We start from the raw sequence: 24,528 nt of genomic DNA on the forward strand, positions 1-24,528 counted from the left end.
AATGCATGTTATAATGAATAAACGAAAAACATATGAATGGAGAATGACATGGCACACGAAAAAGATACGCTTGTAGGTCGCATAGACTTTTTAAAAGTGGATAGATTGGAAGGTTCAACTTATCATTTACTTGGACCAAATAGCGAACCTATTAAAATGAATGCTTCAGAAGTCGAAGATGACGATCAATTAGAAATCGGTGAAGATTATAGTTTCTTTGTATATCCAAGCCGATCTGGAGAATTATTTGCTACACAAAACATGCCAACTATTACAAAAGACCGTTATGATTGGGTAAAAGTATTGAGAGTAGACCGTGATGGTGCTGCAGTTGATGTAGGATTACCTAGAGAAGTACTCATTCCATGGGAAGATCTACCTAAAGTTAAAGAACTATGGCCACAAAACGGTGACATGATATTCTGTACACTTAGAATAGATAGTAATAGTCAAATGTTTGCGAGATTAGCAACAGAAACAATCGTCGACACAATGTACAAAACTGCTGAAGAATCTTTATTACATCAACATGTAACAGCAAGACCATATCGCTTATTAAGAGTAGGTACTTTCCTATTATCTGAAGAAGGTTATAAAATATTTGTACACGAATCAGAACGTAAACATGAACCAAGACTAGGTGAAGAAATGGACGTTAGAATCATCGGCGTAAAAGAAAACGGTGAATTAAATGGGTCATTCTTACCATTGGCACATGAAAGACTTGATGAAGATGGTCAAGTAATATTTGATTTACTTGTAGAATATGACGGAGAATTACCATTCTGGGATAAATCAAACCCAGAAGCGATTAAAGAAGTCTTTAATATGAGTAAAGCAAGTTTCAAACGTGCTATCGGTAGATTATATAAACAAAAATTGATCACAATCGAGACTGGTAAAATTACCATCACTAAAAAAGGTTGGGCTCAAGTTAAAAAAGAAGACTAATTATAATACCAAACTGACACTTCTAAATGAAGTTAAGTTTGGTTTTTTTATTACGATTATATTCCATTTAATTACAATATTGACATAATTTAAAAAGCGTTGTAAATTATAAATGTAACAATATCGAACATTAATAAACAATTAAATATTTGGATCGTGACTATTCAATTAGGCGAAAACCACAATTCTTGAGGTGCATCAATCACCTCTAAGTCTTGTGGTATTTTTTATTTCAAATGATTGGAGGTATTGCTGCCTATGATAATCAAACAAGTCCTTAACAATAATGTTGCTATTGCCATCACTGAAAATGGTGAAGAAGTTATCGCTATGGGGAAAGGAATTGTGTTCTCAAAAAAGAAAGGTGATTTCTTATCTCATCAAACACCCGAGAAAATCTTTAGACTCGATAATCAAGAAGTGAGATTTCATTTACAGTCTTTAGTTAATGATGTACCCGTACCTATTATTACGACATGTTGTGAAATCATAAATGATGTTCATCATAAATTTGATTTTACGTTTCAAGATTATATTTATGTCACGTTAACACACCATTTACATCACGCTGTCAACATTCATCAAAACAATCAAAAGATACAGACATTTTCTATTGATGTTAAAAGCATTCATCCTCGTGCATTTGAATCTAGTTTATACGCATTGACGATTATTAAACGAAATTTAAATATTTCTTTCCCAGCATATGAAGCAAATAATCTAGCATTACACTTTATCAATGCTGAGCAGCCTGAGGGTATCGAAAATCAAACGGCTTATAAGAATAAAAATATTCAACTGAACGATTTAATCAATTGCTTAAATCAAATAGGTATCACTCGGAATAAGTCCAATGAATATTATTATGATAGATTCATCCAGCACTTAAAGTATTTAACAGAACACATTCTTGATTATTCTGAAGACTTATCTCAACAAGTTGATATATCATTCCAACAGCATTTAAAAACACACTATCCAAATTCTTATTTGTACGCAAAAGACTTATATCATGCCATATCAAGAAAGTTCAATATTGTTATTAATCAACATCACTTGTTCTATTTTCAATTGCATATAGAACGCATATTATCATCACAAAAAGGAGGCACAACAAGAGATGAGTAGAGAAGAAAATATGATGGTAGGTTTCACTATTGTTGCGATAGCTGGGGATGCAAGAAGAGAAGTTATGGCGGCTATGGAAAAAGCTAAAAATGGACTATTCGAAGAAGCGCGTAGTCATATTGAAAGTGCAAATACATATATAACGGAAGCACATAAAGAACAAACCCAATGTTTAGCTCAAGAAGCAAGTGGTGAATCATCTGAATTAAGTTTTATTATGGTACACGGTCAAGATCACTTAATGACAACGATGGCACTACGTGATTCTGTAAATTACATCATTGATATTTATGAACAACTTCAAACTTTAAAACAAAATGGGTGATACATGTGAATAAGATAATTAAATTTATTGAAAAGATGAAACCATTTTTTGAAAAAGTGGCTTCTAATCCATACTTAACAGCAATTAGAGATGGCTTCGTTGCATTAATGCCAGTTATTTTATTTTCATCATTATTTATTTTAGTTGCTTACGTACCGAACGTGTGGGGATTCCATTGGCCTAAAAATATCGAAACAACCATTATGAAAGTTTATCAATTCACGATGGGTATGTTAGCACTTTATATGGCAGGAACCGTTACGAAATCATTAACTGACAATAAAAACTTAAAATTACCTAAAACGAACCAAATCAATGTCATTTCAACATTCGTAGCTGCTGAATCTTCATTACTAATTGTAGCGATGAACCCCGTTAAAGACGGGATAAACATTGATATGCTTGGTACTAAAGGACTTATCGCATCATTTATCGTGGCATTTGTAATACCAAATATTTATAAATTCTTTATAGGTCGAAATATCACAATCAAAATGCCACCTCAAGTACCAGGTAATATCGCACAAGCGTTTAAAGATATGATCCCGTTTGCCGTTTCTGTCGGTTTATTCTGGATTATCGATATCGTGATTCGTCATATTGCTAATGGTAACTTAGCAGAATTGGCAACAATTCTACTGTCACCACTATTTACTGCTGCAAATGGTTACTTAGGGTTTGCGATTATATTCGGATTTATTGCATTCTTCTGGTTTATAGGTGTACATGGACCATCTGTAGTAGGTCCTGCTGTTATTGCGATTATGTATAACAACCAAGTTGAAAACTTAAGATTATTTAGAGAAGGTCAACATGCACATATTGCATTAACACAAAGTACGCAAGACTTTGTAGCACTGATTGGAGGTACTGGTGCCACATTCTTAGTTCCATATATATTTATATTCTTGTGTAAGTCTAAAGAACTAAAAGCTGTTGGTAAAGCATCATTTATTCCTACAACGTTTGCTGTAAATGAACCTTTACTATTTGGTGCACCAATTATTTTAAATCCAGTATTCATGATACCGTTTATTGTTACACCAATTCTTAATTCATGGGTATTGAAATTCTTCGTAGAGAATTTAGGCATGAATGGTTTCATGCACTTCTTACCGTGGCCGACACCAGGACCTATAGGTATTTATATGGCATCTAACTTCGCGCCATTATCATTATTATTAATTGCCGTTATCATGATACTCGACTTTGTGATTTGGATGCCATTTATTAAAGCATATGATCGCATTAAAGTGAGTGAAGAACGCGGTACGATTGAAAGTCAAAATATTGTACAGCCTCAATCAAACGTAGAGTCAAACGAAAATAGTCAGGTAGAAACTACTGATACTAAAGTTCAATATGACATTAAGGATCACGTCAATGTATTAGTCGTATGTGCTGGTGGTGGTACAAGTGGTATACTCGCTAATTCGTTAAACAAAGCTGCTAAAGAACAAAACATTCATTTAAATGCTACTGCGAGAGCATATGGTCAAGATATGGATTTAATTAAAGATATGAACATTGTTATATTAGCCCCTCAAATGGATTCAATGAAAAACGAAATGAAGAAATATACTGACCAACATAATGCTCTTCTTATGACAACAACAGGTAAAGAATATATTGCACTTACAAGAGATGGAGAAGCGGCAATAGAGAAGATATACAAACTACTATCAGAAGAAAAATAAACTAAAGGAGTATAGGCATGTTAGAATTACCAAAAACTTTTGTACTAGGCGCTGCAACTGCAGCATATCAAGTAGAAGGGTCAAGCAAAGTAGATGGAAAGGGACGTGTGCTTTGGGATGAATTTTTAGAGAAACAAGGAAGATTCAGCCCAGATCCAGCAAGCGATTTTTACAATCGATATGAAGAAGATATTAAATTAGCTTCAGAACATGGTATTAAAGCGTTAAGAATTTCTATTACTTGGTCTCGCATATTTCCAAAAGGGTATGGGGATGTTAATCAAAAAGGGGTAACATATTATAAAAATGTATTTGCGACGTGTCGAAAATATAATATTGAACCATATGTGACATTACATCATTTTGATACGCCTGAAGAACTATTCAAACAAGGGGATTGGTTATGTAAGGAGAACATCACGCATTTTGTGAACTATGCAGCATATTGCTTTGAGACATTTAAAGATGATGTTCAATATTGGATGACGATTAATGAACCTATCGCATATACTTTAGGTCAATATGTAACAGGTGCGTTTCCACCTGGTGAACAATATCAAGTCGTCAAATGTCTCCAAGCTCAACATAATCTTATTGTTGCGCATAGTAAAGTAGTTAAACTCTATAAAGAGAAAGGTTATGACGGAGAAATCGGTATTATACATGCTTTAACTCAAATTTATCCAATTGATCAACAACCTGAAAATGTGAACGCTGCTAAAGTACAAGATACATTTATCAACGGATTTTTATTAGATGGTACATTTTTAGGAGCATATTCTAGTGAGAAAATGGATGTAATTAATCATTTACTTAATAAATATGATGGTTCATTAGATATGCCGGAAGAGGAAATGGCAATCATTAAAGAAGCTAGTCAATTACAAGATTTCTTAGGCATCAATTATTATCAAAGTAATTGGGTGAAAGCAAACGAAGCGGATAGCTTAATACATCATAATGGTACAGGGGACAAAGGTAGTTCGATTTTTAGACTTAAACAAATAGCTGAAATTGTTAAAAACCATGACGTTCCAACGACTGACTGGGATTGGTATATTTATCCTAAAGGTTTATATGATATGATTATGCGTATTAAAGCAGACTATTCAAATTATAAAAAGCTGCTAATCACTGAGAATGGACTAGGGTATAAAGATCAATTTATAGATGAACAAACAATCATCGATGATCAACCACGTATAGACTATATAGCTACACATTTAGAAAGCATTAGTGATGCGATTAAAGATGGTGCTAATGTAACAGGTTATTTTGTTTGGTCATTGCAAGATATGTTTAGTTGGTCTAATGGTTATAATAAGCGATACGGATTATTCTATATCGACTTTGAAACTCAGAAAAGGTATATCAAGAAAAGTGCACTATGGTATAAAGCACTATCTGATTCATTAGAGAATAAAGCAGAATAAAAGCAAACTAAACCCCGCTTCTAGAATATATAGAAGCGGGGTATTTATAATTAATTTATAGCTGTTGCATATTGTTCAATCACTTTATTTAAATTTTGTATATTACTAATACCTTCATCATTTAACCAAGCTTTGCATCCTTGTTCGCCATCTTTAACAAATGCTTGAGTAGCGCCTGCCCATGTTGCTCTTCCACATAATACACCGTTAAATTTAGATTCTGATTCATAAGCAAATTTCAACGTTTCTTGGAATAAAGTAGGTGATACGCCTGCACTTAAAAAGATAAATGGTAAATGTGTTGCATCTGATTGTTCTAAGAAAAACTGCCTAGCTTGTGCTTTCGTATATACTGGATGATCGCCAAATCCTTCTACAAAATTCATATTAACTGGCACTTCCACTTTTAATACATCTACTTTAAATCGATCTTCTGAGAATAATTTCATCGCTTCAATAACTTTATGAGGTTTAACTTTTGCGTATGCTTCGCTTAAATTATCATCATTTGTTGCGTCATATGACACGATTTCTAAGAAAAATGGAATATCCAATGCGACACACTCAGCACCGACTCTTTCTACAAAGGCTTCTTTTTGTGAATTGATTTCTTGTGATTCATCAATATCAAAATATACGAGTAATTTAATGGCGTCTGCACCTTGTTCTTTCAGTGCGTGTACAGACCATGTATTTAATAAATCAGGTAATCGACCTGGTGTTGCTTTATCATAGCCTGTCTTTTCGTAAGCTAAGATTAAACCGCAGTTAGGATGTCTTTCTTTTGAAGCGGGTAATCCATACTCAGGATCTAATAATATACTTGAAGAAAATTTCGTTAATGTCTTAGAAATTTGGACTTTAAAATCTTCTATCGTTTCTGATGCTACATTTTCACCAAGCATTTTCTTTAATGCACCGCGTTGATCAATGGCAAGTGCAGCAATTTGTCCTAAATCGTTTGTGAGCTTTGATAAATTTTTAACCATTTAAAAACACTCCAATTGTTCAATTTTTATTTTTGATAAATAATACTCAAAATTCTCTTTCGTTAAGAATCCTGTTTTCTGTTCTAAAGCATTCGCAATTCCAGCAGCCATGGCTGATTTAACAGCATAGTGAACATCTTGTTTATGTATGAGTCCATAACTAAAGCCTGCTATAGAACTATCACCAGAACCAACTGCGTTAACAGCTTTAATTTTAGGAATATTTACTTTATAAATTTGATGCTGATATTTATAAAGTGCACCATTAGAACCAAGTGAAATCATCACACATGGAATTTGGCTTAAAAGAGGGGATTTCAATGCTTCGATAATCTCTTGATGATTATCATGATCTTTCACATTAAATAGCTGATTTAGTTCCTCGATATTAGGTTTAATTAAATAAGGTAAGCTTTGACCTTCATGATTTAGTAAATCTTTTAAAGTATGACCATTAACATCCAACAATACTTTCTTACCGTATCTAGCAGCAATATCAATAAGCATTTGATAAGTTTCAACATTCATGCCTGGTAAAGCACTACCTGATATCGCAATAATGTCGTGCGCTTGAATAAGTTCAGTCACATGTTGAATAAATGCCTGAATATCTTCTTGCGTAATTGGATCTCCTGGTTCAAGTAATTCTGTTTGATGTGCTCCATTTAAAATCGCTATACACTGTCTCGATTCAATATTTGTTTCATAAAAATCATGTTTAATATGATCTTTATCTAAATCACGCTTAATAAAAGTGCCCGTAGTTCCGCCGATAATGCCAGTAGCTAAATGATCAATACCTAAAATGTTTGCCACTCTCGTAACATTCAATCCTTTGCCACCAGCTGTTTTAATAACATTTTTAACCCGGTTCGTTTGGTTCAATTCAAAATAATCTAGTTGATAGGCGATATCCACTGAAGTATTTAATGTAATTGTTAATAATTTCAATGTTTCACCTCATCCACATATTCTCCTTTATTCCATTTATCAATATATTTGTTAAACTGATTGGAATCATAATGAGCTTGGTCGTCTGTTAACAATTGATTCATGCGTTCTATTAATTGATCTGATTCCGTTGTTTGGATATACTCAGCATTTATAAAGGTTTCAACGATATCAGTTATTAAATCAATGCCTGAAATTGTTCCACCAACACCAATAATATTGCAATTATATTTCTCTTTCGCTAAACGAGCACTTGTAATGTCTCGTACGAGTGCAACTCTCGCATTAGGCACTTTATTTGCTGAAACACTAATACCTACACCTGTACCACAAAGTACAACACCTAAGGCAGCTTTTCCTTCTGTAACAGCTTTTGCGACATTTACACCATAAATAGGGTAGTGTGTTCTTTGATGATCATAAGTTCCAACATCTATCACTTCATGACCAATACTTTTAATAAAATCTGATACTTTGATTTTTTCATCCGTAACGATATGATCGCATCCAATAGCTATCTTCATTTAACTTCCTCCTTAACACAAACTATTTAACATATCTATTCTGATTTGATGTCGGCCAGCATCATAAGATGATTCTCCAAATGCTTTAGCACAGTTAACCGCTAGAGTAGGGCCAACAATTTCAGAAGCAAGAATCATAATTTTTGTATTGTTGTGACGTGCTGTCATATAAGCAGAACGGTCATCTGAAACTGAAGCAGCGATTATATTTTTATGTTTGTTCGCGATAATGAATGGTGCAATACCATAATCATCAATGATTAATGCCTTAGCATCTTCATTATTTTTAACTGCTTCTATTGTATTTACAGTTACAGCAAACACATCATCTTCAAGTGTTTCATCATACAAATCGATCCATTCAATGTTAGAATGAGATAGTTCCTGAATAATCTTGTCTTTTAAAGGGCTGGATTTACGAATACAATTAATAAAAACTTTCATATACATCCTCCTATGTTTGTAATTGTTCGTTTTTGTTAATTATAATATAAAATCAAACATGTTTTCTGTCAATAAAAAAAGCAATATAAAATAGCGATATGCTATTCTATATTGCGTTTCTTTTAATATTCATTTTGATAACTATTTAATCTTGTTTGGATATGTGTTTAATATTTCTTCACTTACATCATCATCTGATATAACAGCATCGACATCGTTAATATTATAGAAGTTATATAATGCTTGAACACCGAATTTTGTACTGTCTGCTGTGATGTATTTAAGCTTTGCATTTTCTAAAATGATATGAATACCTTTACCTTCTTCTTCATTAGCAGTTGTTAATTTTTGACCATATATACCGTTAACTCCGACAAATGCTTTTGCTACATGAAAGTCTTCCATCATTTTATTCGCAAAGTGTCCGATAAATGTACCCGTTTTAGATCTGAATCGACCACCTACGAGTAATACATCAATGTTTGATAAATCTTTATATTGTAAGAATATATCAAGCGAATTCGTAAATATGCTTAAGTTCTTGTCTTTTATAAAATCAAATATAAGTTCATTTGTAGAACCTGAACCGATAAATATAATATCTTCATTATGAATGAGTTCGCCACACTTTTGAGCAATTTTCATTTTATTAGATACATTAATAGTTTGCTTTTCTTTATGTGACTTTTCATTATATAAATTATCTTCAATTAATTTAGCGCCACCATGAATTCTATTTAACAAACCATTGTTTTCTAGTTCTTGTAAATCTCTTCTAATTGTCATTTCAGCAACGTTCATCTTCTCTGAAAGGGAAGATACTTTCACAGACATATTATTTTTAAGTTCATCCATTATAAAACGGTGCCTATCAACTTTTAATTTCACTTGTGATCCTCCTATATATAACTTTTTAATAAGTTCGAATTTGTTTGATTATATTGTAACACAAATAATATTAAAATTAGAATAATATATAATGCGGTTATTTAATAAGGTATGTTTATATAAAAATATAGAGACTCACACACCATAAGATGTACCAGTCTCTACATTAATAATAGAAAAGATATTATTCAATTTCGTTTGTGAGTGATTCTAACTCGTCAATTAAGTGACCGATATACGCGATTGTTTCTTTAAGTGGTTTATCTGTCGTAATATCAATTCCTGCCATTTGAGCAAGTTCAACAGGAGATTTAGAACCACCAGCTTTTAAGACATTTAACCAATCTTCAACAGCAGGTTGTCCTTCTTTTTCAATTCTTTGACTCATAGCAGTTCCGATCGTTAAACCTGCTGAATACGTATAAGGATATAAGCCCATATAATAATGCGGTTGGCGCATCCATGTTAATTCTGCACCTTCAGTTATTTCAACTTCGTCTCCCCAGAAATCAGAAATAACTTGTTTCTTAATACTATTTAAAAGTGGGGCAGTGAGTGCTTCACCTTTATCAACGTGTCTATAAACTTCTCTTTGATATTTAGCTTCTAATAAATGTGTCACCATATTATGATAATACGTTCTTGAAATAATTGAACTAATAACCCAACGTTTAAATTTCGGATCATCTGATTTTTTCAATAAACTATTAGCCATTAACATTTCGTTCATTGTTGATGGTGCTTCAACAAAGTACATTGAACAATCAGCTTGATATACATTTTGATGTGCATTTGCTAAATTAAAGTGTCCTGCATGACCTAGTTCATGTGCTAATACAAATACTTCAGTCATCTTACTTGTCCATGAAATAAATATGAATGGGTTAACACCGTATGGACTTGCACAATAAGCACCTGTTTGTTTCCCTTTATTTTGAGGGAAGTCAATCCAGCGTTTATCATAACTATCATTGACCATTTGCATATAATCTTCACCAAGTACACTTAATGCTTCTTTAATATATTCTTTAGAACCTTCAATTGATACATCTGGTTCATAAGTAGGGTCTAATGATATACGTAAATCTTCAAATTTCAATTTATCTAGATTATTTGTACGTTTAAGTAATTGCGCATATCTTCTCATATGTGGTGCTAATTCTTCTGAAATAACATCTATTTGACGATCGTACATTTCTCTCGTTACATCTTGTGATTCTAATAAGAAATCAATAACAGAATCGTAACCACGTAATTCAGATTCAATTTTTTCTTTTTGAACGTGAGCGTTATATGTTGCTGCAGTTGTATTCTCATAACGTCGTAACGCATCGCTAAATTTCTTAAATGCATTGCGTCTAACTTCTGTATTAGAGTCTACTTCATAATCACCTTCAAATGATACATAATCTAAAGGTATTTCTTCTCCATTCGCTTCAAAAGTACCAAACTCAATATCTAACATCTTCGTAATACCATATAATTCATACGGCGCACCAAAAGTAGGTGAGAAGGTTGCTAACGCTTTTTCTACTTCAGGATGTAATGTATGTTCTTTTTGACGTTTTAACAATGTTAAATATTTAGGATACTCAGATTGTTTAATTAAAGCATCGAATGCTTCATCATCTAATTGCAAAATTTCTGACTCTACAAATGATAATAAACCAGCAACTTTTCCATATGTAGTAGAAAATTGTGCAGCTACTTTTTGACTTTGTTCATCTGTCGTATCAGTCGAATAAAGTAATTCTGCATATGTACTTAAGTGAATAATACTTACAATAAGATCAGCTTGTTCGCGTAAAGCAGATTCAATCGTTGATATTTCATTTAACTGATTTACATATTTTTCATTAAATGCTGTCACATTCTCAACTAATTCTTTTAATGCACTGTAAAATGCATCATTGTCTTGATACAAACTTGAAAGATCCCATGTTTCTTGAACAGGAACTTCGCTTCTTAATAATTGTCCCATCAAATCACCCTTTTTTTAAAATTTACTTATTTATGTACTTATGTACATATTATACATATAAACATCTTCTACGTCATATGATACAACGCACTATTCGAACAATTTATCTGGCGCATCATGGTCACATTTGTGCGCTTATGTCCGTAAAATTTAAACAAAATTGCAAATGTACATTTAAATTTATATAAATAAATCAAATTTCTATCTATATCGTAATTAAACATAAATAAAAGGGGTATAGACCAGTACAACTAGATAAAGGAGGCGTGCATCTTGAACATTTTTGATTTCCCAAACTACTTATGGATTTCATTTGTCGTCGTTATTGTTTTTTCTGTATTATCATCATTAATACTTAAAAAACACGTCATCAGTGCAATTTTGACATTTGTCGTATTAGGTATGATCGCATTTATATTACCTAATTTTTATGATATTACATACGAACCATTATTAGGCTATGCCGCATTTATGGCAATCGTAAGTTTATTTGTATGCTTATTAACATGGTACTTAATGAGAAAGAATCAAAAAAGATTAGCTGAAAAACATAGTCAAGATGAAACAATAGAAGATGAACGTCAATTTAATGAATTAAAAAGACGTAATAAATAGGGAGCGGGACAGAAATCTAATTTAGATAAAAAGATTTCGTAGTCCCGCCCCGGCAAGGATGACTAGAGTTGAAAAAAGCTTGGTACAAGCGCATTTTCAATTCAGACATCTACTGCCAAGATACTAGAAGAGTCTGAGACATTACATTATGTCTCAGACTTTTTTGATTGAATGGTCGGGCGTTAGGAACACTTCTGACCAAACTTGTTCGTAACGACGGTCTTGTGAACACTTCTCGCCAAACTTGTTCGTAACGACGGCGTTATTTACAAAACTCGGCTGAACTGTTACTAACACACTCGTTATTTGCACCTTCACCCAAAACTGCTAATAACGACCTCAGTATTTGCACTTCTTGCCAAACTTGCTAATAACGACTGAGATATTTCTATATATATCAGTCGCTTTTTCTTTCTTTATTTAAAAATATACAGGTGTCGTGATTGCATAGAGTGCTTCGTTAATAATACTTTGTTGGTCTGCGCTTAGATCTGAGTTCTTTAATGTTCCTTCTCGTTCATACCCACATCTTTCAATGGTGTTAATACTTCTTGTATTTTTAACATCTATGTATGCTTCTACTCTTACAAAGCCGTGGTTTTCTATAACATGTTGTGTAATATATTGAATGGCTTCTGTTATATAACCTTTGCCTAATCCTGAATTGACTGCCCAATAACCAATTTCACATGATGGTAATCTTAAATCGATATCTTGAAGAACAACTGATCCTACAAATTGCATCGTATCTTTTTCAAAGATAAAGTATCTAAAATATTCTTTGTTATACTGTGTGTCAGTTGATTTATTAAGAAAATCAGTCACTTTATATTCGTCAAATTGATAGTTGAAGAATGCTACCCAATCTTTTAACGTATCTACTGAGTTCAGCATTTCGTCCTTTATTGTTTCTTTGTATGAAAAAACTTGTTCTCCAGCTAGTAGTATTAAACGAGATGTTTCTAATTTTAATTCAAGTTGTATCTCTTTATTCATTATAAAACTCCTGACTTACGTGTTATTCTAAATGTATTATAACATGTACGAAATTGACTTTATTTATTTTTTTGATTATATTGTTGACTCTAACGTAACGTAAGACTTTATAGTAGGGTTATGAGGAGGTTAAGTAAATGGAAATGACTGTTAAAGAAATTGCTCAATTAGTCGGTATAAGTGTGCGCACGCTTCACCATTATGATGAAATTAATTTACTGAATCCGTCTAATGTATCATCTTCTGGTTATCGATTGTATTCAGACGAGAATGTAGACAGATTACAGCAAATTTTATTTTTTAAAGAGCTTGATTTTCCTCTAAAAAAGATAAAAGAAATTCTTGATGATCCTTCGTTTGATAAAGAAGAAGCATTAAATATGCATAAAAAGATGCTCATCAATAAAAGAACAAGAATTGATCAAATGATTCAAACGATAGATCAAACGACGAAACATATGAAAGGAGAAATTAACATGACGAATGAAGATAAATTTATAGGTTTTGAGTTTAATCAGAATGAATATGAAGCTGAAGCACGTGAAAAGTGGGGGAATAAGACTGTAGATAAAGCGAACAATCGCATTAATAGTTGGTCTAAAGAAGAAAAAGCTTCAAAAGAAGAAGAAATGAATGATATCTTTAGAGCATTTGCAGCAAACAGAAATGAATCTCCAGACTCAGAAATTGCTCAATCAATTGTACAAAGATGGTACACGTATTTAAATTCTAATATTGATTGCGAGTATAGTTTAGAAATGTTTGGTAGTATTGGTGATATGTATGTAAGTGATGAAAGATTTACTAAAAATATCAATAAATTTGGTGACGGTACCGCACAATTTGCTAGTAAAGCAATTGCAAGTTATGTCAAAATGAATCAATAGCATAAACTACTATAAATCGTATTTATTTCGATTTATAGTAGTTTTTATTTATCATAATGTATGATATGCTTTTTTAAAATCTATTTGGAGTGATTTAATGATTTATGTATTAAGACATTGCAAAGCTACTGGACAAGACTTTGATGCTGCTTTAACGACAGATGGCATTAAGTCAGCACAACAATTAGTACCTGTATTAGCTAAACTCAATATTGACCATATATATGTCAGTGAAATGAATCGTACTTATGAATCAATCAAACCATATATAACAAAATACCAAACACCGTTAACTTATGATAGCCGTTTAAATGAGCGCATTTTAAGTGACTTACCAATAGATAATTGGCTAACTGAGCTTAAAATGACTTTCAGTGACTTTAATTATCGTATACATAATGGCGAATCAAGTTTAGAAGCTCAACAGCGAATTTTAGAAGTATTTAAGTCGATACCAGTAAATGAACAAGCATTAATTGTTACACATGGTAACATCATGTCATTATTACTAAATCATTTCGACAAACAATTTGGCTTTGATGAATGGAAAGCTTTAAAGAATCCAGATCTATATGCAATTGATGAAGCGTTACAAGTTAAACATGTAACAATATAAAATAGTTAGATATATATGTAGAATAGGCGTCCCCTAAGTCAATATACTTAACTTCCTATAATATATATTATGTAAACTAATTAATCGAATAAATATGATATATGCTATTAACCCCATATTTAACACAAAAAAAGCTGAAATATGAATTTCAGCTTTTTTTGATTACTTTTTAATTTTAGATCGTACTTTTTGAATTACATTGTGTAAGAAATATTTTTTCTTATTGATTGGTTTATAGAAATCTCCGATTAATTCTTCGATTTGAACGTTAAATCCTCGTTTAAATCGATATACACCGTAATCTTCGCTATCTTCAGTGAAATCTCCTGATAATCCATAGAAATTGTATCTATCGAATCCATTTTCGAAACAATAATTAATCATATGCCAGTGCATCATATATGGTCCCATAAAGTGATTGTATTTTTCACTTGAGCCACCTGAGAAATAATTGATTTCATATGCATTTTCAAAGAATACACCTGAAGCTAAGTTTAAGATTTCACCATCTGTTTTAATAAGTTCGCTAGTTTCTAATAATTCTTTCTGTGCATGGTCGATTAAACGATCTGTTTCAGCAATTTTCTTTAATTGTTTTTCAGATTTGTTTTCTTTCGCCATCATTTGATCGCGTTTTGTTTCTAATTCATTTAAATTCTCTTGTGTTGATTGAATATATTCATTTAAATCGATATATGCTAATGGTACTAATGCTTTAGAACCATATGTATCGATAAAGTTTAAGAAATATTCATCTGTCTTAGAAATAAAGCCAGCTCTTTCTTCTGTTTCTCTATATAATTTAAAGAATATATCTAATTCATCGCGTTCTAAGAAACGTACTTTAACACCGTAATTATGCGCTTTATTGACGTTACGTTTTCTTTGGCTGTCGAATCCTTTTTTAACTTCTGCTAATGTTTTATCTTTTAAGTTCAAGACACCCATCCATCTTACTTGGCTTGATGGATCATATTTAGTCGTAAAGCCGTGATGGTCATAGCCTAGTGATTTAATCAGATCAACGATTTGGTCATTAGCGCCATCTTCTTTAATTTGTTTAATATCTTTATCGTATATATTGTAAATCCAGTATGGATCGACTTTAACATATAGACATTGATGCTGTTTTAAGTACTTTTCAAGTGCTTTGAAGTAATATGTCACTAAATCTAGATTGCTATAATCCATTACCGGACCACGATTTGAATAATACACATAACTACCTAATGTTGGTATTTTAGAGAATAGACTTGCTGCAACGACTTGATTATTCTCATCTTTAACACCTAATAATACAACTTGAAAACCATCATTTTCCCTCGTCTTGATGTTTTCTTTTACTTGAAAGTAGTGACTTTCATATCGACTATCAGATACGAACTCATCATATTCAGTAACCGTTAATTCTGTAAATTTCATATTATCTAAATTCCTCTCTTACTGAAAATCATTTATTTTTTTAATACTTTTTTTAGTGTTGTATATGCTTTGTACGCTGGTTTATTAATTGGTTTAACGAAATCACCAATATATTCATAAACATCTGCATTGTAACCTTTTTTAAATTTAATAACGCCAACATCAGGTGCATCTTCTGAGAAGTCTCCGCTGATTCCATAGAAGTTATAACGGTCAATATTGTGATCTAACGCGTATTTAATCATTTCCCACTGAATTGCATAACTACCTGCAAAGTGACGATATTCATTAGATGAACCACCTGCATAATATACAACTTCAAATGGATTAATAATGAAGAAACCTGCTGCAATTGGTAATGTATCACCATGTTCTTGTTGTAATTGACGTGCTTCTTCTAATTTAGCTTCATTTGCTTCTCTTTGCTGTTTTAAATTGTCTATTTTATTAATCGTTTTTTGATTATCTGGTTTCTTTTCTAAATCTTTTTCAGCTTTCGCAATATCTTTGTTGTATTGTTCATGGTCTTTTTCTAATTGTGGAATGTAAGTTTCAAAGTCTATATAAGCTAAAGGAATCTTTACATTTTCAAAGTATTTTAATCTGTTGTAATAGAAGTCATCGCCGCGATCGTTGAAATCTTTCTTCTCTGTTGTATCTTCCATAAATTGACGGAATATCGGCATTTCATCTTTAGATAAGTAACGTACTTTAACACCATTTTTTTGAACTTTTTTAGTATTTCTTTTTCTCAAACTATCCATGTTCTTGATGAGTGTCTTTTCGTCCATACCTTCTAAATCAAGTACAGAATGCCATCTAATTTGATGTATTGGGTGGAAACCAGTTGTGAAGCCTTGGTGTTCATAGCCTAATGATTCAAATTGTTTAATTAAACCATCACGGTTGAATGATTTTTTAATATTGCCATCATGATCTCTTAGTTGATATGGCAAGTAAGGATCGATTCTAAAGAATAATCCTTTATAACTTTTTAAATAGCTCACGATTTCTTTAAAGAAAAAGTCAACAAGTTCTTTGTTGTCATAATCCATTACTGGTCCTCTATTTGAGTAAAAGTAATTAAACTTCTTCATAACTGGTACACTTGTTAACAAGCATGCAGCTAATACTTCACCTTGATTATCTTTGACCCCTACTAAATGTGTTGAAGTGCCTTCAGAAGTTTTTAATTCATAATTACCTACTGCTTGTGTAAAATGCGCGTACGGCATTTTATTTGTAAAAGCTTCAAATTCACCAGTTGTTAAATTTGTAAATTTCATTTATACAATACTCCCAATCTCATTTTTATGTATTTGTTACAATTATACAATATTTTGTCTTTATTCTAAAATAATACTCATTACTATACCATTATTTCATAAATAAAAACCTACCAAATGGCAGGTTTTTATTTATATTGCTAAACTATTTTAATACATTTACAAATTTTTCGGCAACCTCTTCACTAGAATTTGGATTTTGTCCTGTGACAAATTTACCGTCTGCAACTGTATGCGATTCAAAGTCAGCACCTTTAACGAATCGAGCACCTTGCTTTTCAAGTTGTGTTTGTAGCAAGAATGGTACATCATTCTCTAAATTCATTGCTTTTTCTTCACTATCAGTAAAAGCAGTTAATTTAACACCATCCACTAAATAGTTCCCATTTGGAAGCTTAGCGCCAACAAATGCACTTGGACCGTGGCAAACTGCACCAATCACCTTATCGTTATTTCTATAATATGCTAGCATATCTTCCAAGTCTTCATTATTTGGGAAGTCGAATACTGTTCCGTGACCACCAGGTAAGAATATGCCATCATAACTCTCAAACACGATGTCTCTAATACTATATGTTTGTTGTAACTTTTCTAATACGTCATGATATTCTTTAGCTTCGTCATTTTGAGTTGAATTTGGATCTATCGGAACACTACCACCTTTTACAGATGCAATATCCACTTCTAATCCATTTTTAATAAATACTTTATAAGGAATTGCTGCTTCTTCTAGCCATAACCCAGTTGGTTTTCCATCTTTAAATTGAGATGCATTTGTAACAACTATGAGAACTTTTTTGCTCATTAGAAACACTCCTTTTCATTTGTTAATGTCGATTATACATGAAGTGTGTTTCTTTTTCTTCTATTAAGGGTTATGCTTTTTTAATCTTCATCTAAAGCTTTTCTAATACTTTGCAAATATGCTTGAGTTTGTTCTATTGAATCATTTTTTAATCTTTTAACAATTTCACTACCAATCACAATGCCGTCACTAAATGACTTTATTTCTTTAGCATGTTCTTCAGTTCTAATACCAAATCCACAAACAACAGGTACATTAGCGTGTTGTTGTATAAATTTAATTTTATCTTTTAAAGATTCATGGAAACCTCTGCCATCACCAGTCGTCGCATTCATTGTCACTGTGTAAATGAATCCTTCCGCGTGCTCAGCTATTTGCTTAATTCGTTCATCACTAGAAGTCATCGCAATTAAAGAAATTAATTTAATGTTTTTAGGCTGTAAATGTTTTTTAAATCTTTGTCCAAGTTCAAATGGTAAATCTGGAATGATTAACCCATAAACATTCGCTTCAGCAATTCGTTCTATAAAAGCGTCGACACCGTATGCATCAATTAAATTATAATAAGTCATAAATAAGTAAGGTGTATTGATTTCATCTTTATGTTCGATTAGTTGATCAATGATTTTATTAACAGACATACCTTGCTTAATCGCTTCTTGACCGGCTGCCATAATCGTTGGACCATCAGCTACAGGATCTGAGAAAGGTAAGCCAATTTCAATATAATCTGCACCATTTTCGTCCATAAGTTTGACTGAATCTATAAAATCTTTGTTTCCCATGACATATGGTATAAATAATTTACGCATGATGATCCCCCTTCTCTTGCATATACTTTCTAATTGTTTCCATGTCTTTATCTCCTCTACCAGAAACCGTCACAACAATAATTTCGTCTTTATCCATTGTTGGCGCTAGTTTCTCGACGTAACTCAATGCATGCGCGCTTTCTATAGCTGGAATAATACCTTCTAATTGTGTAAATTTAATAAGCGCATCCATCGCTTCAGTATCACTTGCATTCGGATATTGAACACGACCTATATTGTTATAATAACTATGTTCCGGACCTACACCTGGATAATCTAATCCTGCTGAAATTGAGTGCGCAAGTTCGACTTGTCCATTTTCATCTTGAATTAAATACATTCTAGAACCATGCAACACGCCAGGTTTCCCTTTTTCTATAGCTAAAGCATGTTTAGTAGTATCTACACCTTCACCTGCAGCTTCAACGCCGTATAATTTAACAGATTCATCATTTACAAACGGATAGAATGTACCAATTGCGTTTGAACCGCCACCTATACATGCAACAACTGCATCTGGTAATCGGGATTCTTTTTCTAATATTTGTTTCTTAATTTCTTTACCAATCACACTTTGTAAATCTCTTACGATAGTTGGGAATGGATGAGGACCTAGCGCTGATCCAAGTAAATAATGTGTATCTTCAACATGTGAAACCCAATATTGTAATGCTTTATTTACGGCATCTGATAATGTACCTTGTCCGTCTGTTACAGGTACAACTTTAGCGCCTAACAATTCCATTCTGAACACATTTAATGCTTGTCTTTCAATATCTTCTTCACCCATAAATACTATAAGTTCCATATCAAACAACGCTGCAATTGTTGCACTCGCTACACCATGTTGACCAGCACCAGTTTCAGCAACGAGCTTCCTTTTACCCATTTTCTTTGCAATTAGTGCTTGTCCCAATGCGTTATTAATTTTGTGAGCACCAGTATGATTTAAATCTTCTCTTTTTAAGTATATTTTTGCGCCGCCAAGTGCTTCTGTATAACGCTCAGCATATGTTAAAGGTGTCTCTCTACCTACATAATCTTTTAAATAAGCATTTAATGTTTTATGAAATTCCGGATCATTTTTTAATTGTTGATACGTATCGTTTAATTCTTGTATAGCTGGCATTAATGTTTCTGGTACATATTGGCCACCAAATTCACCGAAAAATCCTAATTCATCTGCTTCTAATTGTATATTTTTATTCAATTCAATCATTCCTTTACATATGTTAGTAATGCTTTAATTTTCTCTTTATCTTTTTGACCGTTCGTTTCAATTCCACTTGATATGTCATAACCATTATGATTAAAGTTTAATGATTCGATTTGTTTAATTTTATCTATATTAATACCACCGGCAATTAAATACGGAATATTGGATAATTCATTTAATATGGACCAGTCATAAGATACCCCTGTACCACCATAATCTTTTGAAGGCGTATCAATTAAAAATAAATCTACATCATTTTTAAAAGCTTCTATATTAGCAAGTAATTGATCATTAGCGGGTAAAGCTTTATAAATCTTAATATGCGGATATTTTTCTTTAACCTCTTGTATAAATGATACAGATTCATCACCATGAAATTGAAGTGTATTAATAGAAGTTTCTTGAATAAGTTGATCAATTTCTACCATTGTTAAATTCACAACAACAGCTACGATATCAATCGTTTGGGGAATTTCTTTACTTAATGACTTTATTTCTTCAACAGATACATATCGTTTACTTTTGGGATACGTGATAAATCCAATTGCATCGACATGATTTAAGACAGCTGTTTCGATAGCCTCTTTATCTTGAAAGCCACAACATTTAATAAACATGTTGCTCACCTTGTTTTTCTAGTCGTAAACTTGGTAGAAATTCATCTAAGTGTGGATGTTTCATTAGCGACTCCCCAATTAATGCGCCATCTATACCACTACCGATAATACTTTTCACATCATCTAAAGTACGAATACCACTTTCAGAAATGTATGTCACACCTGGTTTAATTTGTGTTAAAATCTCATTCGTATGTTTAACGTCTGTGACAAATCTTTTTAAATCACGATTATTAACGCCAATTAATTGTGCACCAATTTCATGTGCAATATCGAGTTCTTCTTTATCATGTACTTCTACAAGTACTTCTAAACCTTTTTCTGTCGCATATGCGTATAATGTTTCGAGTTCTTCTTTTGACAAAATATTCACGATTAATAATACGATAGAGGCACCAACATGATGTGCTAAGTCAATTTGTCTTTTATCAATAATAAAATCTTTACATAATACAGGTAATGTCGTCTTTGTCGTTAAACTTTGTAACCTTTCGTAACTACCGTCGAAATATTTTTCATCCGTTAATATAGATATAGCAGATGCACCGTATTGTTCATATAGTTTTATTTGAGTAGCCATATCTCGTTTCGGAATATCTGATACTGTAGGGCTTTTTGCTTTTAATTCAGCAATAATATTTAACTTATTATCTTGCTGTGTACGACTTAAGAAAGAAGTTTTATGTTGTACATCCACTTTTTCCAATGTATTTAATTTTTGTTCATAATATTGATTATTTAGTAATGTTTTTTTATATTCTACGATTTCATCCAATATTGTCATAAACTTTGCCTCCTACAGCTTCTAATATATTTAATGCATGTTTCTCATCTATTAAAGACTCTGCTAACGTAATTCCCTCTTTGATAGAGTCTACTTTTTGACCAGCATATAACGCTAAAGCAGCATTTAATACAACGACATCTCTTTTAGGACCATGATCTTGTCCTGTTAAAATATCTAAAGTAATAACTTTATTTTCTTCAGGTGTTCCACCTTTTAATGATTCGTTTGGCGCTGATTGTAATCCGTAGTCTTCAGCATTTACAGTATAATGTTTAATGCCTTCATCTTGAGACACTTCATATATAATGTTGTCACCAGATAAAGTAGCTTCGTCCATGCCACCTGCACCGTGCACGATAATGGCACGTTTTCTACCTAATTTATAAATTGCTTCAGCAATAATTTTAAGTTTCGTTTCATCATAAACGCCCATCACTTGATAATCTAAATGATATGGATGAATCATTGGTCCAAGTAAATTAAATGTTGTCGGTGTTGGTATTGATTTACGAACAGGTTGTACAGTTTTCATAATCGGATATGTTTCAGTTGCACTTAAAAATGCTAAATTTGTTTCGTTTACTTTTTCTGTCGCATCTTTAATAGGTGTTGTTTGAATATTTAAAGCAGATAAGATATCAATGCTACCTGTTTTAGATGTAATACTTTTATTACCATGTTTCAAAACTTTTAAGCCAGCTGCCGCAACAACAAATGAAGCGGTTGTTGAAATATTAAAGCTGCCAGAATGGTCACCACCTGTGCCACAAACACAAATACTATCTTCTAAATAAGGTCTTTCTTTATATGTTGTTTCGATTAAACTTTGACTTAAGTTCGATAATTCATCTGATGTTTCACCTTTCATACTTAATGCCACTAAGTGTGCAACCTTTAATGATACATCTGCTTGTTCATCCATCATTAAATCTACAAATGATTTCATTTCTTGTTGCGATAAATCATGATACTGAATGAGTTGTTTTAATGTGTTCATAATTTGCACCTTCCTTTGTTATGTCGATAAAAGCTTTTATAATTTCATTTCCATGATCTGAAGCAAATGATTCAGGATGAAATTGTATTCCGAAATGGGGTTTTATTTTATGTTCAAATGATTGTATGGAATCTTTCGTTCTACCTGTAATTTTCAAAGTGTTAGGAAATGTTTTTTCATCACTAATTAATGAGTGATATCTCATAATATTAAAATGCTGCTCGCATTCTTGATACAATTTTGAAGTTTCGATAATATCAATTTGATCTACTTTACCGTGTTTAACTTCTTTCCCGACGACAACTTCTCCACCGTAATATGTCGTTAATGCTTGAGCACCTAAACAAATACCTAATATCGGTTTATCTTTATATGCTTCTATTAAATTTTTTAAGTCTTCCGTATCATCAGGATGACCAGGTCCTGGAGATATAACCAATCCATCAATATTTAAATTGAATGGTGCCTCATCCGGATGATAGATCACGACATCATCATGTTGCTTAATTAAATCTACTAAGTTATATGTGAATGAATCATAATTATCAATTACTAATATCATGGTGTAACCTCCAATAAACTTTTTGCTTTGATCATCGTTTCTTTTAATTCTTTTTGCGGGTTTGAATCATATACAACACCACAGCCAGCTTCTACATTTACATATTCGTTATCTACAACCATCGTTCTAATTGTTAAAGCAAAATCTAAATCATGGTTGCAATTGATATAACCAACACCACCAGCATATATACCGCGTTTTCTTTTTCTGCTTTCATAAATTCTTGTGATTGCTCTCGTCTTAGGTGCACCTGATACTGTTCCTGCTGGTAATAGTGCTGTAATCATTTGAAGCGGTGTAATGTCTGGTCTAATTTTACCTTCGACGATTGAGACGATATGCATAACATGTTCAAATCTTTCAACAGTCATTAACTTAGGCATATAAACTGAACCTGTTTGAGCAATCATATTTAAATCATTTCTTCCAAGATCGACAAGCATACGATGTTCAGCTAATTCTTTTTCATCTGTAATGAGTTCAATTTCATTTTGTTTATCTTCTTCTTCTGATTGACCTCGTTTGTTTGTACCTGCTATTGGGTTCGTTGTAATGATGTCACCTTGTTTTTTAATGAAACTTTCTGGCGAAGATCCAATGATGCTTCTTTCTTCATCGTCAATGTAATACATATATGGACTTGGATTTTGTCTTTTTAAGTTTTTATAAATTTGAAGTTTCAATGTATCTTTATGTTGTTCGTTAAAGTAATGTTTATATTTATAAATTCTTGAAGGTACGACTTGGAACATATCACCTTTACTAATCAGTGATTTATAATATTCGACTTCTTGCATGAAATCTTCTTCACTTATATTTGTTTCAAGTTCACCTCTTAATGTGTGATCAATTTTATTTTGAAATAGTGAAATATCTTTTAATGTTTCAATCATATTATTAAGTTCTTGCTCAACTTGTGTTTCCGTATTCTGACTAAACAAGTTTGATGCGATAACAAACAATTCTTCTTTAAAATGATCAAATACATATACTGATTCAACGAGATTAAATGAAGCGTCTGGGATATCTGATTGCAATTCAATTTGTTTAAGTAATTTATTTTGATATCTAATTAAATCGAAACTACAATACCCGATCATGCCAGATATAAATGGTAAATGTGTTAAGGCTTCTGGAACTTCATCAACTTTCATATTATTGATGAAATCCTCAAGTGATTCATATGGGCGTTCATGTACAAGTTGTTCATCTTCATTTATGAATATTTGTAAATAATCATCATATAAGTTCACTTTTCCAACTGCATCGAAAGCTACAATCGAAAATCTACCTTTCATTTGATCTGTACTGGCACTTTCTAAAATCATTTTCTTACGATTTATTTGTCCTAAAGTCTCTGGTGTAATATCAGCATTTAACTTTTTAAATTTAATAATCATCTTAATCCTCCTTAATAAAAAAACCGCGCATAAACATCCTAATCAAACAGGACGCTTATGCGCGGTACCACCTTCATTAATAAGTATAAAACTTATTCACTCATTAAATATTTAATTATTACTACATGATCCCCATTTCTAAATTAAACTGTGTTAGTTTACATCAACCACTAACTTTCTGTTTGCTACAGGATTTAAT

Annotated in this window: 25 protein-coding genes; 8 read left to right on the forward strand and 17 right to left on the reverse strand. The window is 32.1% G+C overall.

From position 1 onward, the window contains the following. Nucleotides 1-48 precede the first annotated feature (48 nt). From LQ677_RS00235 to lacG, 5 genes are all read left to right on the forward strand, one after another. Nucleotides 49-951: a CvfB family protein gene (locus tag LQ677_RS00235; RefSeq protein ID WP_037588020.1), complete on the forward strand. Its 903-nt coding sequence runs from the start codon at nt 49-51 to the stop codon at nt 949-951. Between the two features lie 258 nt (nt 952-1,209). Beyond that, the gene (locus tag LQ677_RS00240) at nt 1,210-2,079 is read left to right on the forward strand and encodes a CAT RNA binding domain-containing protein (RefSeq protein ID WP_191836588.1); all 870 of its coding nucleotides are present in this window, start codon (nt 1,210-1,212) and stop codon (nt 2,077-2,079) included. Then, complete coding sequence (locus LQ677_RS00245; RefSeq protein WP_037588016.1) at nt 2,072-2,404, forward strand: PTS lactose/cellobiose transporter subunit IIA; 333 nt, start codon at nt 2,072-2,074, stop codon at nt 2,402-2,404. Before LQ677_RS00240 ends, LQ677_RS00245 begins: the two co-directional genes overlap by 8 nt. A 5-nt stretch (nt 2,405-2,409) precedes the next feature. Continuing rightward, nucleotides 2,410-4,101 (forward strand): lactose/cellobiose PTS transporter subunit IIB, encoded by a 1,692-nt coding sequence (locus tag LQ677_RS00250; RefSeq protein WP_239747978.1) that lies wholly within the window; start codon nt 2,410-2,412, stop codon nt 4,099-4,101. Nucleotides 4,102-4,118: 17 nt separating this feature from the next. Next, nucleotides 4,119-5,534: a 6-phospho-beta-galactosidase gene (gene lacG, locus LQ677_RS00255; protein WP_239747979.1), complete on the forward strand. Its 1,416-nt coding sequence runs from the start codon at nt 4,119-4,121 to the stop codon at nt 5,532-5,534. Between the two features lie 50 nt (nt 5,535-5,584). On the opposite strand, the gene lacD is transcribed toward lacG, so the two are convergent. From lacD to pepF, 6 genes are all read right to left on the reverse strand, one after another. Next, nucleotides 5,585-6,523, reverse strand: a complete 939-nt coding sequence (gene lacD, locus LQ677_RS00260) for a tagatose-bisphosphate aldolase (protein ID WP_239704617.1) — start codon at nt 6,521-6,523, stop codon at nt 5,585-5,587. Further along, complete coding sequence (locus tag LQ677_RS00265; RefSeq protein WP_191836585.1) at nt 6,524-7,474, reverse strand: 1-phosphofructokinase family hexose kinase; 951 nt, start codon at nt 7,472-7,474, stop codon at nt 6,524-6,526. Continuing rightward, nucleotides 7,471-7,998: a galactose-6-phosphate isomerase subunit LacB gene (gene lacB / locus LQ677_RS00270; RefSeq protein ID WP_191836584.1), complete on the reverse strand. Its 528-nt coding sequence runs from the start codon at nt 7,996-7,998 to the stop codon at nt 7,471-7,473. The genes LQ677_RS00265 and lacB overlap by 4 nt, the downstream gene beginning before the upstream one ends. 12 nt (nt 7,999-8,010) lie before the next feature. Beyond that, a complete protein-coding gene (locus LQ677_RS00275) occupies nt 8,011-8,442 on the reverse strand; it encodes an RpiB/LacA/LacB family sugar-phosphate isomerase (protein WP_232174242.1) in 432 nt (143 codons plus the stop codon). Between the two features lie 141 nt (nt 8,443-8,583). Continuing rightward, nucleotides 8,584-9,330: a DeoR/GlpR family DNA-binding transcription regulator gene (locus LQ677_RS00280; protein ID WP_172965063.1), complete on the reverse strand. Its 747-nt coding sequence runs from the start codon at nt 9,328-9,330 to the stop codon at nt 8,584-8,586. Nucleotides 9,331-9,514: 184 nt separating this feature from the next. After that, nucleotides 9,515-11,311: an oligoendopeptidase F gene (gene pepF, locus LQ677_RS00285; RefSeq protein ID WP_239747980.1), complete on the reverse strand. Its 1,797-nt coding sequence runs from the start codon at nt 11,309-11,311 to the stop codon at nt 9,515-9,517. 273 nt (nt 11,312-11,584) lie between these two features. Between pepF and LQ677_RS00290 the strand changes: the two genes are divergently transcribed. Then, a complete protein-coding gene (locus LQ677_RS00290) occupies nt 11,585-11,926 on the forward strand; it encodes a hypothetical protein (protein ID WP_126477873.1) in 342 nt (113 codons plus the stop codon). 420 nt (nt 11,927-12,346) lie between these two features. On the opposite strand, the gene LQ677_RS00295 is transcribed toward LQ677_RS00290, so the two are convergent. Continuing rightward, nucleotides 12,347-12,922, reverse strand: a complete 576-nt coding sequence (locus LQ677_RS00295; RefSeq protein ID WP_239747981.1) for a GNAT family N-acetyltransferase — start codon at nt 12,920-12,922, stop codon at nt 12,347-12,349. A 137-nt stretch (nt 12,923-13,059) separates the two neighbouring features. On the opposite strand from LQ677_RS00295, the gene LQ677_RS00300 reads away from it, so the two are divergent. Next, on the forward strand, nt 13,060-13,809 hold the full coding sequence (locus tag LQ677_RS00300; RefSeq protein ID WP_204252997.1) for a MerR family transcriptional regulator: 750 nt from the start codon (nt 13,060-13,062) through the stop codon (nt 13,807-13,809). A gap of 97 nt (nt 13,810-13,906) precedes the next feature. Continuing rightward, on the forward strand, nt 13,907-14,425 hold the full coding sequence (locus LQ677_RS00305; protein ID WP_204252996.1) for a histidine phosphatase family protein: 519 nt from the start codon (nt 13,907-13,909) through the stop codon (nt 14,423-14,425). A gap of 162 nt (nt 14,426-14,587) precedes the next feature. On the opposite strand, the gene LQ677_RS00310 is transcribed toward LQ677_RS00305, so the two are convergent. From LQ677_RS00310 to LQ677_RS00355, 10 genes are all read right to left on the reverse strand, one after another. Further along, nucleotides 14,588-15,847 (reverse strand): aminoacyltransferase, encoded by a 1,260-nt coding sequence (locus LQ677_RS00310; protein ID WP_049318918.1) that lies wholly within the window; start codon nt 15,845-15,847, stop codon nt 14,588-14,590. A gap of 32 nt (nt 15,848-15,879) precedes the next feature. Further along, on the reverse strand, nt 15,880-17,133 hold the full coding sequence (locus LQ677_RS00315) for an aminoacyltransferase (protein ID WP_037587997.1): 1,254 nt from the start codon (nt 17,131-17,133) through the stop codon (nt 15,880-15,882). A gap of 145 nt (nt 17,134-17,278) precedes the next feature. Further along, complete coding sequence (locus LQ677_RS00320) at nt 17,279-17,938, reverse strand: type 1 glutamine amidotransferase domain-containing protein (RefSeq protein ID WP_037587994.1); 660 nt, start codon at nt 17,936-17,938, stop codon at nt 17,279-17,281. Nucleotides 17,939-18,018: 80 nt separating this feature from the next. Continuing rightward, complete coding sequence (trpA, locus tag LQ677_RS00325; protein WP_126477877.1) at nt 18,019-18,750, reverse strand: tryptophan synthase subunit alpha; 732 nt, start codon at nt 18,748-18,750, stop codon at nt 18,019-18,021. Continuing rightward, a complete protein-coding gene (gene trpB, locus LQ677_RS00330; RefSeq protein ID WP_103361024.1) occupies nt 18,743-19,960 on the reverse strand; it encodes a tryptophan synthase subunit beta in 1,218 nt (405 codons plus the stop codon). Before trpB ends, trpA begins: the two co-directional genes overlap by 8 nt. Before the next feature lie 5 nt (nt 19,961-19,965). Next, on the reverse strand, nt 19,966-20,583 hold the full coding sequence (locus LQ677_RS00335) for a phosphoribosylanthranilate isomerase (RefSeq protein ID WP_191836576.1): 618 nt from the start codon (nt 20,581-20,583) through the stop codon (nt 19,966-19,968). After that, nucleotides 20,573-21,367, reverse strand: a complete 795-nt coding sequence (gene trpC, locus LQ677_RS00340; protein ID WP_037587988.1) for an indole-3-glycerol phosphate synthase TrpC — start codon at nt 21,365-21,367, stop codon at nt 20,573-20,575. The genes LQ677_RS00335 and trpC overlap by 11 nt, the downstream gene beginning before the upstream one ends. Continuing rightward, nucleotides 21,351-22,367: an anthranilate phosphoribosyltransferase gene (gene trpD / locus LQ677_RS00345; protein WP_037587985.1), complete on the reverse strand. Its 1,017-nt coding sequence runs from the start codon at nt 22,365-22,367 to the stop codon at nt 21,351-21,353. The genes trpC and trpD overlap by 17 nt, the downstream gene beginning before the upstream one ends. Continuing rightward, nucleotides 22,333-22,929 (reverse strand): anthranilate synthase component II, encoded by a 597-nt coding sequence (locus LQ677_RS00350; RefSeq protein ID WP_025906078.1) that lies wholly within the window; start codon nt 22,927-22,929, stop codon nt 22,333-22,335. The genes trpD and LQ677_RS00350 overlap by 35 nt, the downstream gene beginning before the upstream one ends. After that, nucleotides 22,926-24,329 (reverse strand): anthranilate synthase component I, encoded by a 1,404-nt coding sequence (locus tag LQ677_RS00355; RefSeq protein ID WP_239747982.1) that lies wholly within the window; start codon nt 24,327-24,329, stop codon nt 22,926-22,928. Before LQ677_RS00355 ends, LQ677_RS00350 begins: the two co-directional genes overlap by 4 nt. Between the last annotated feature and the right edge of the window lie 199 nt (nt 24,330-24,528).

This window comes from Mammaliicoccus sp. Q-M61 (genome assembly GCF_022386055.1).
Taxonomy (GTDB): Bacteria; Bacillota; Bacilli; order Staphylococcales; family Staphylococcaceae; genus Mammaliicoccus; species Mammaliicoccus sciuri_A.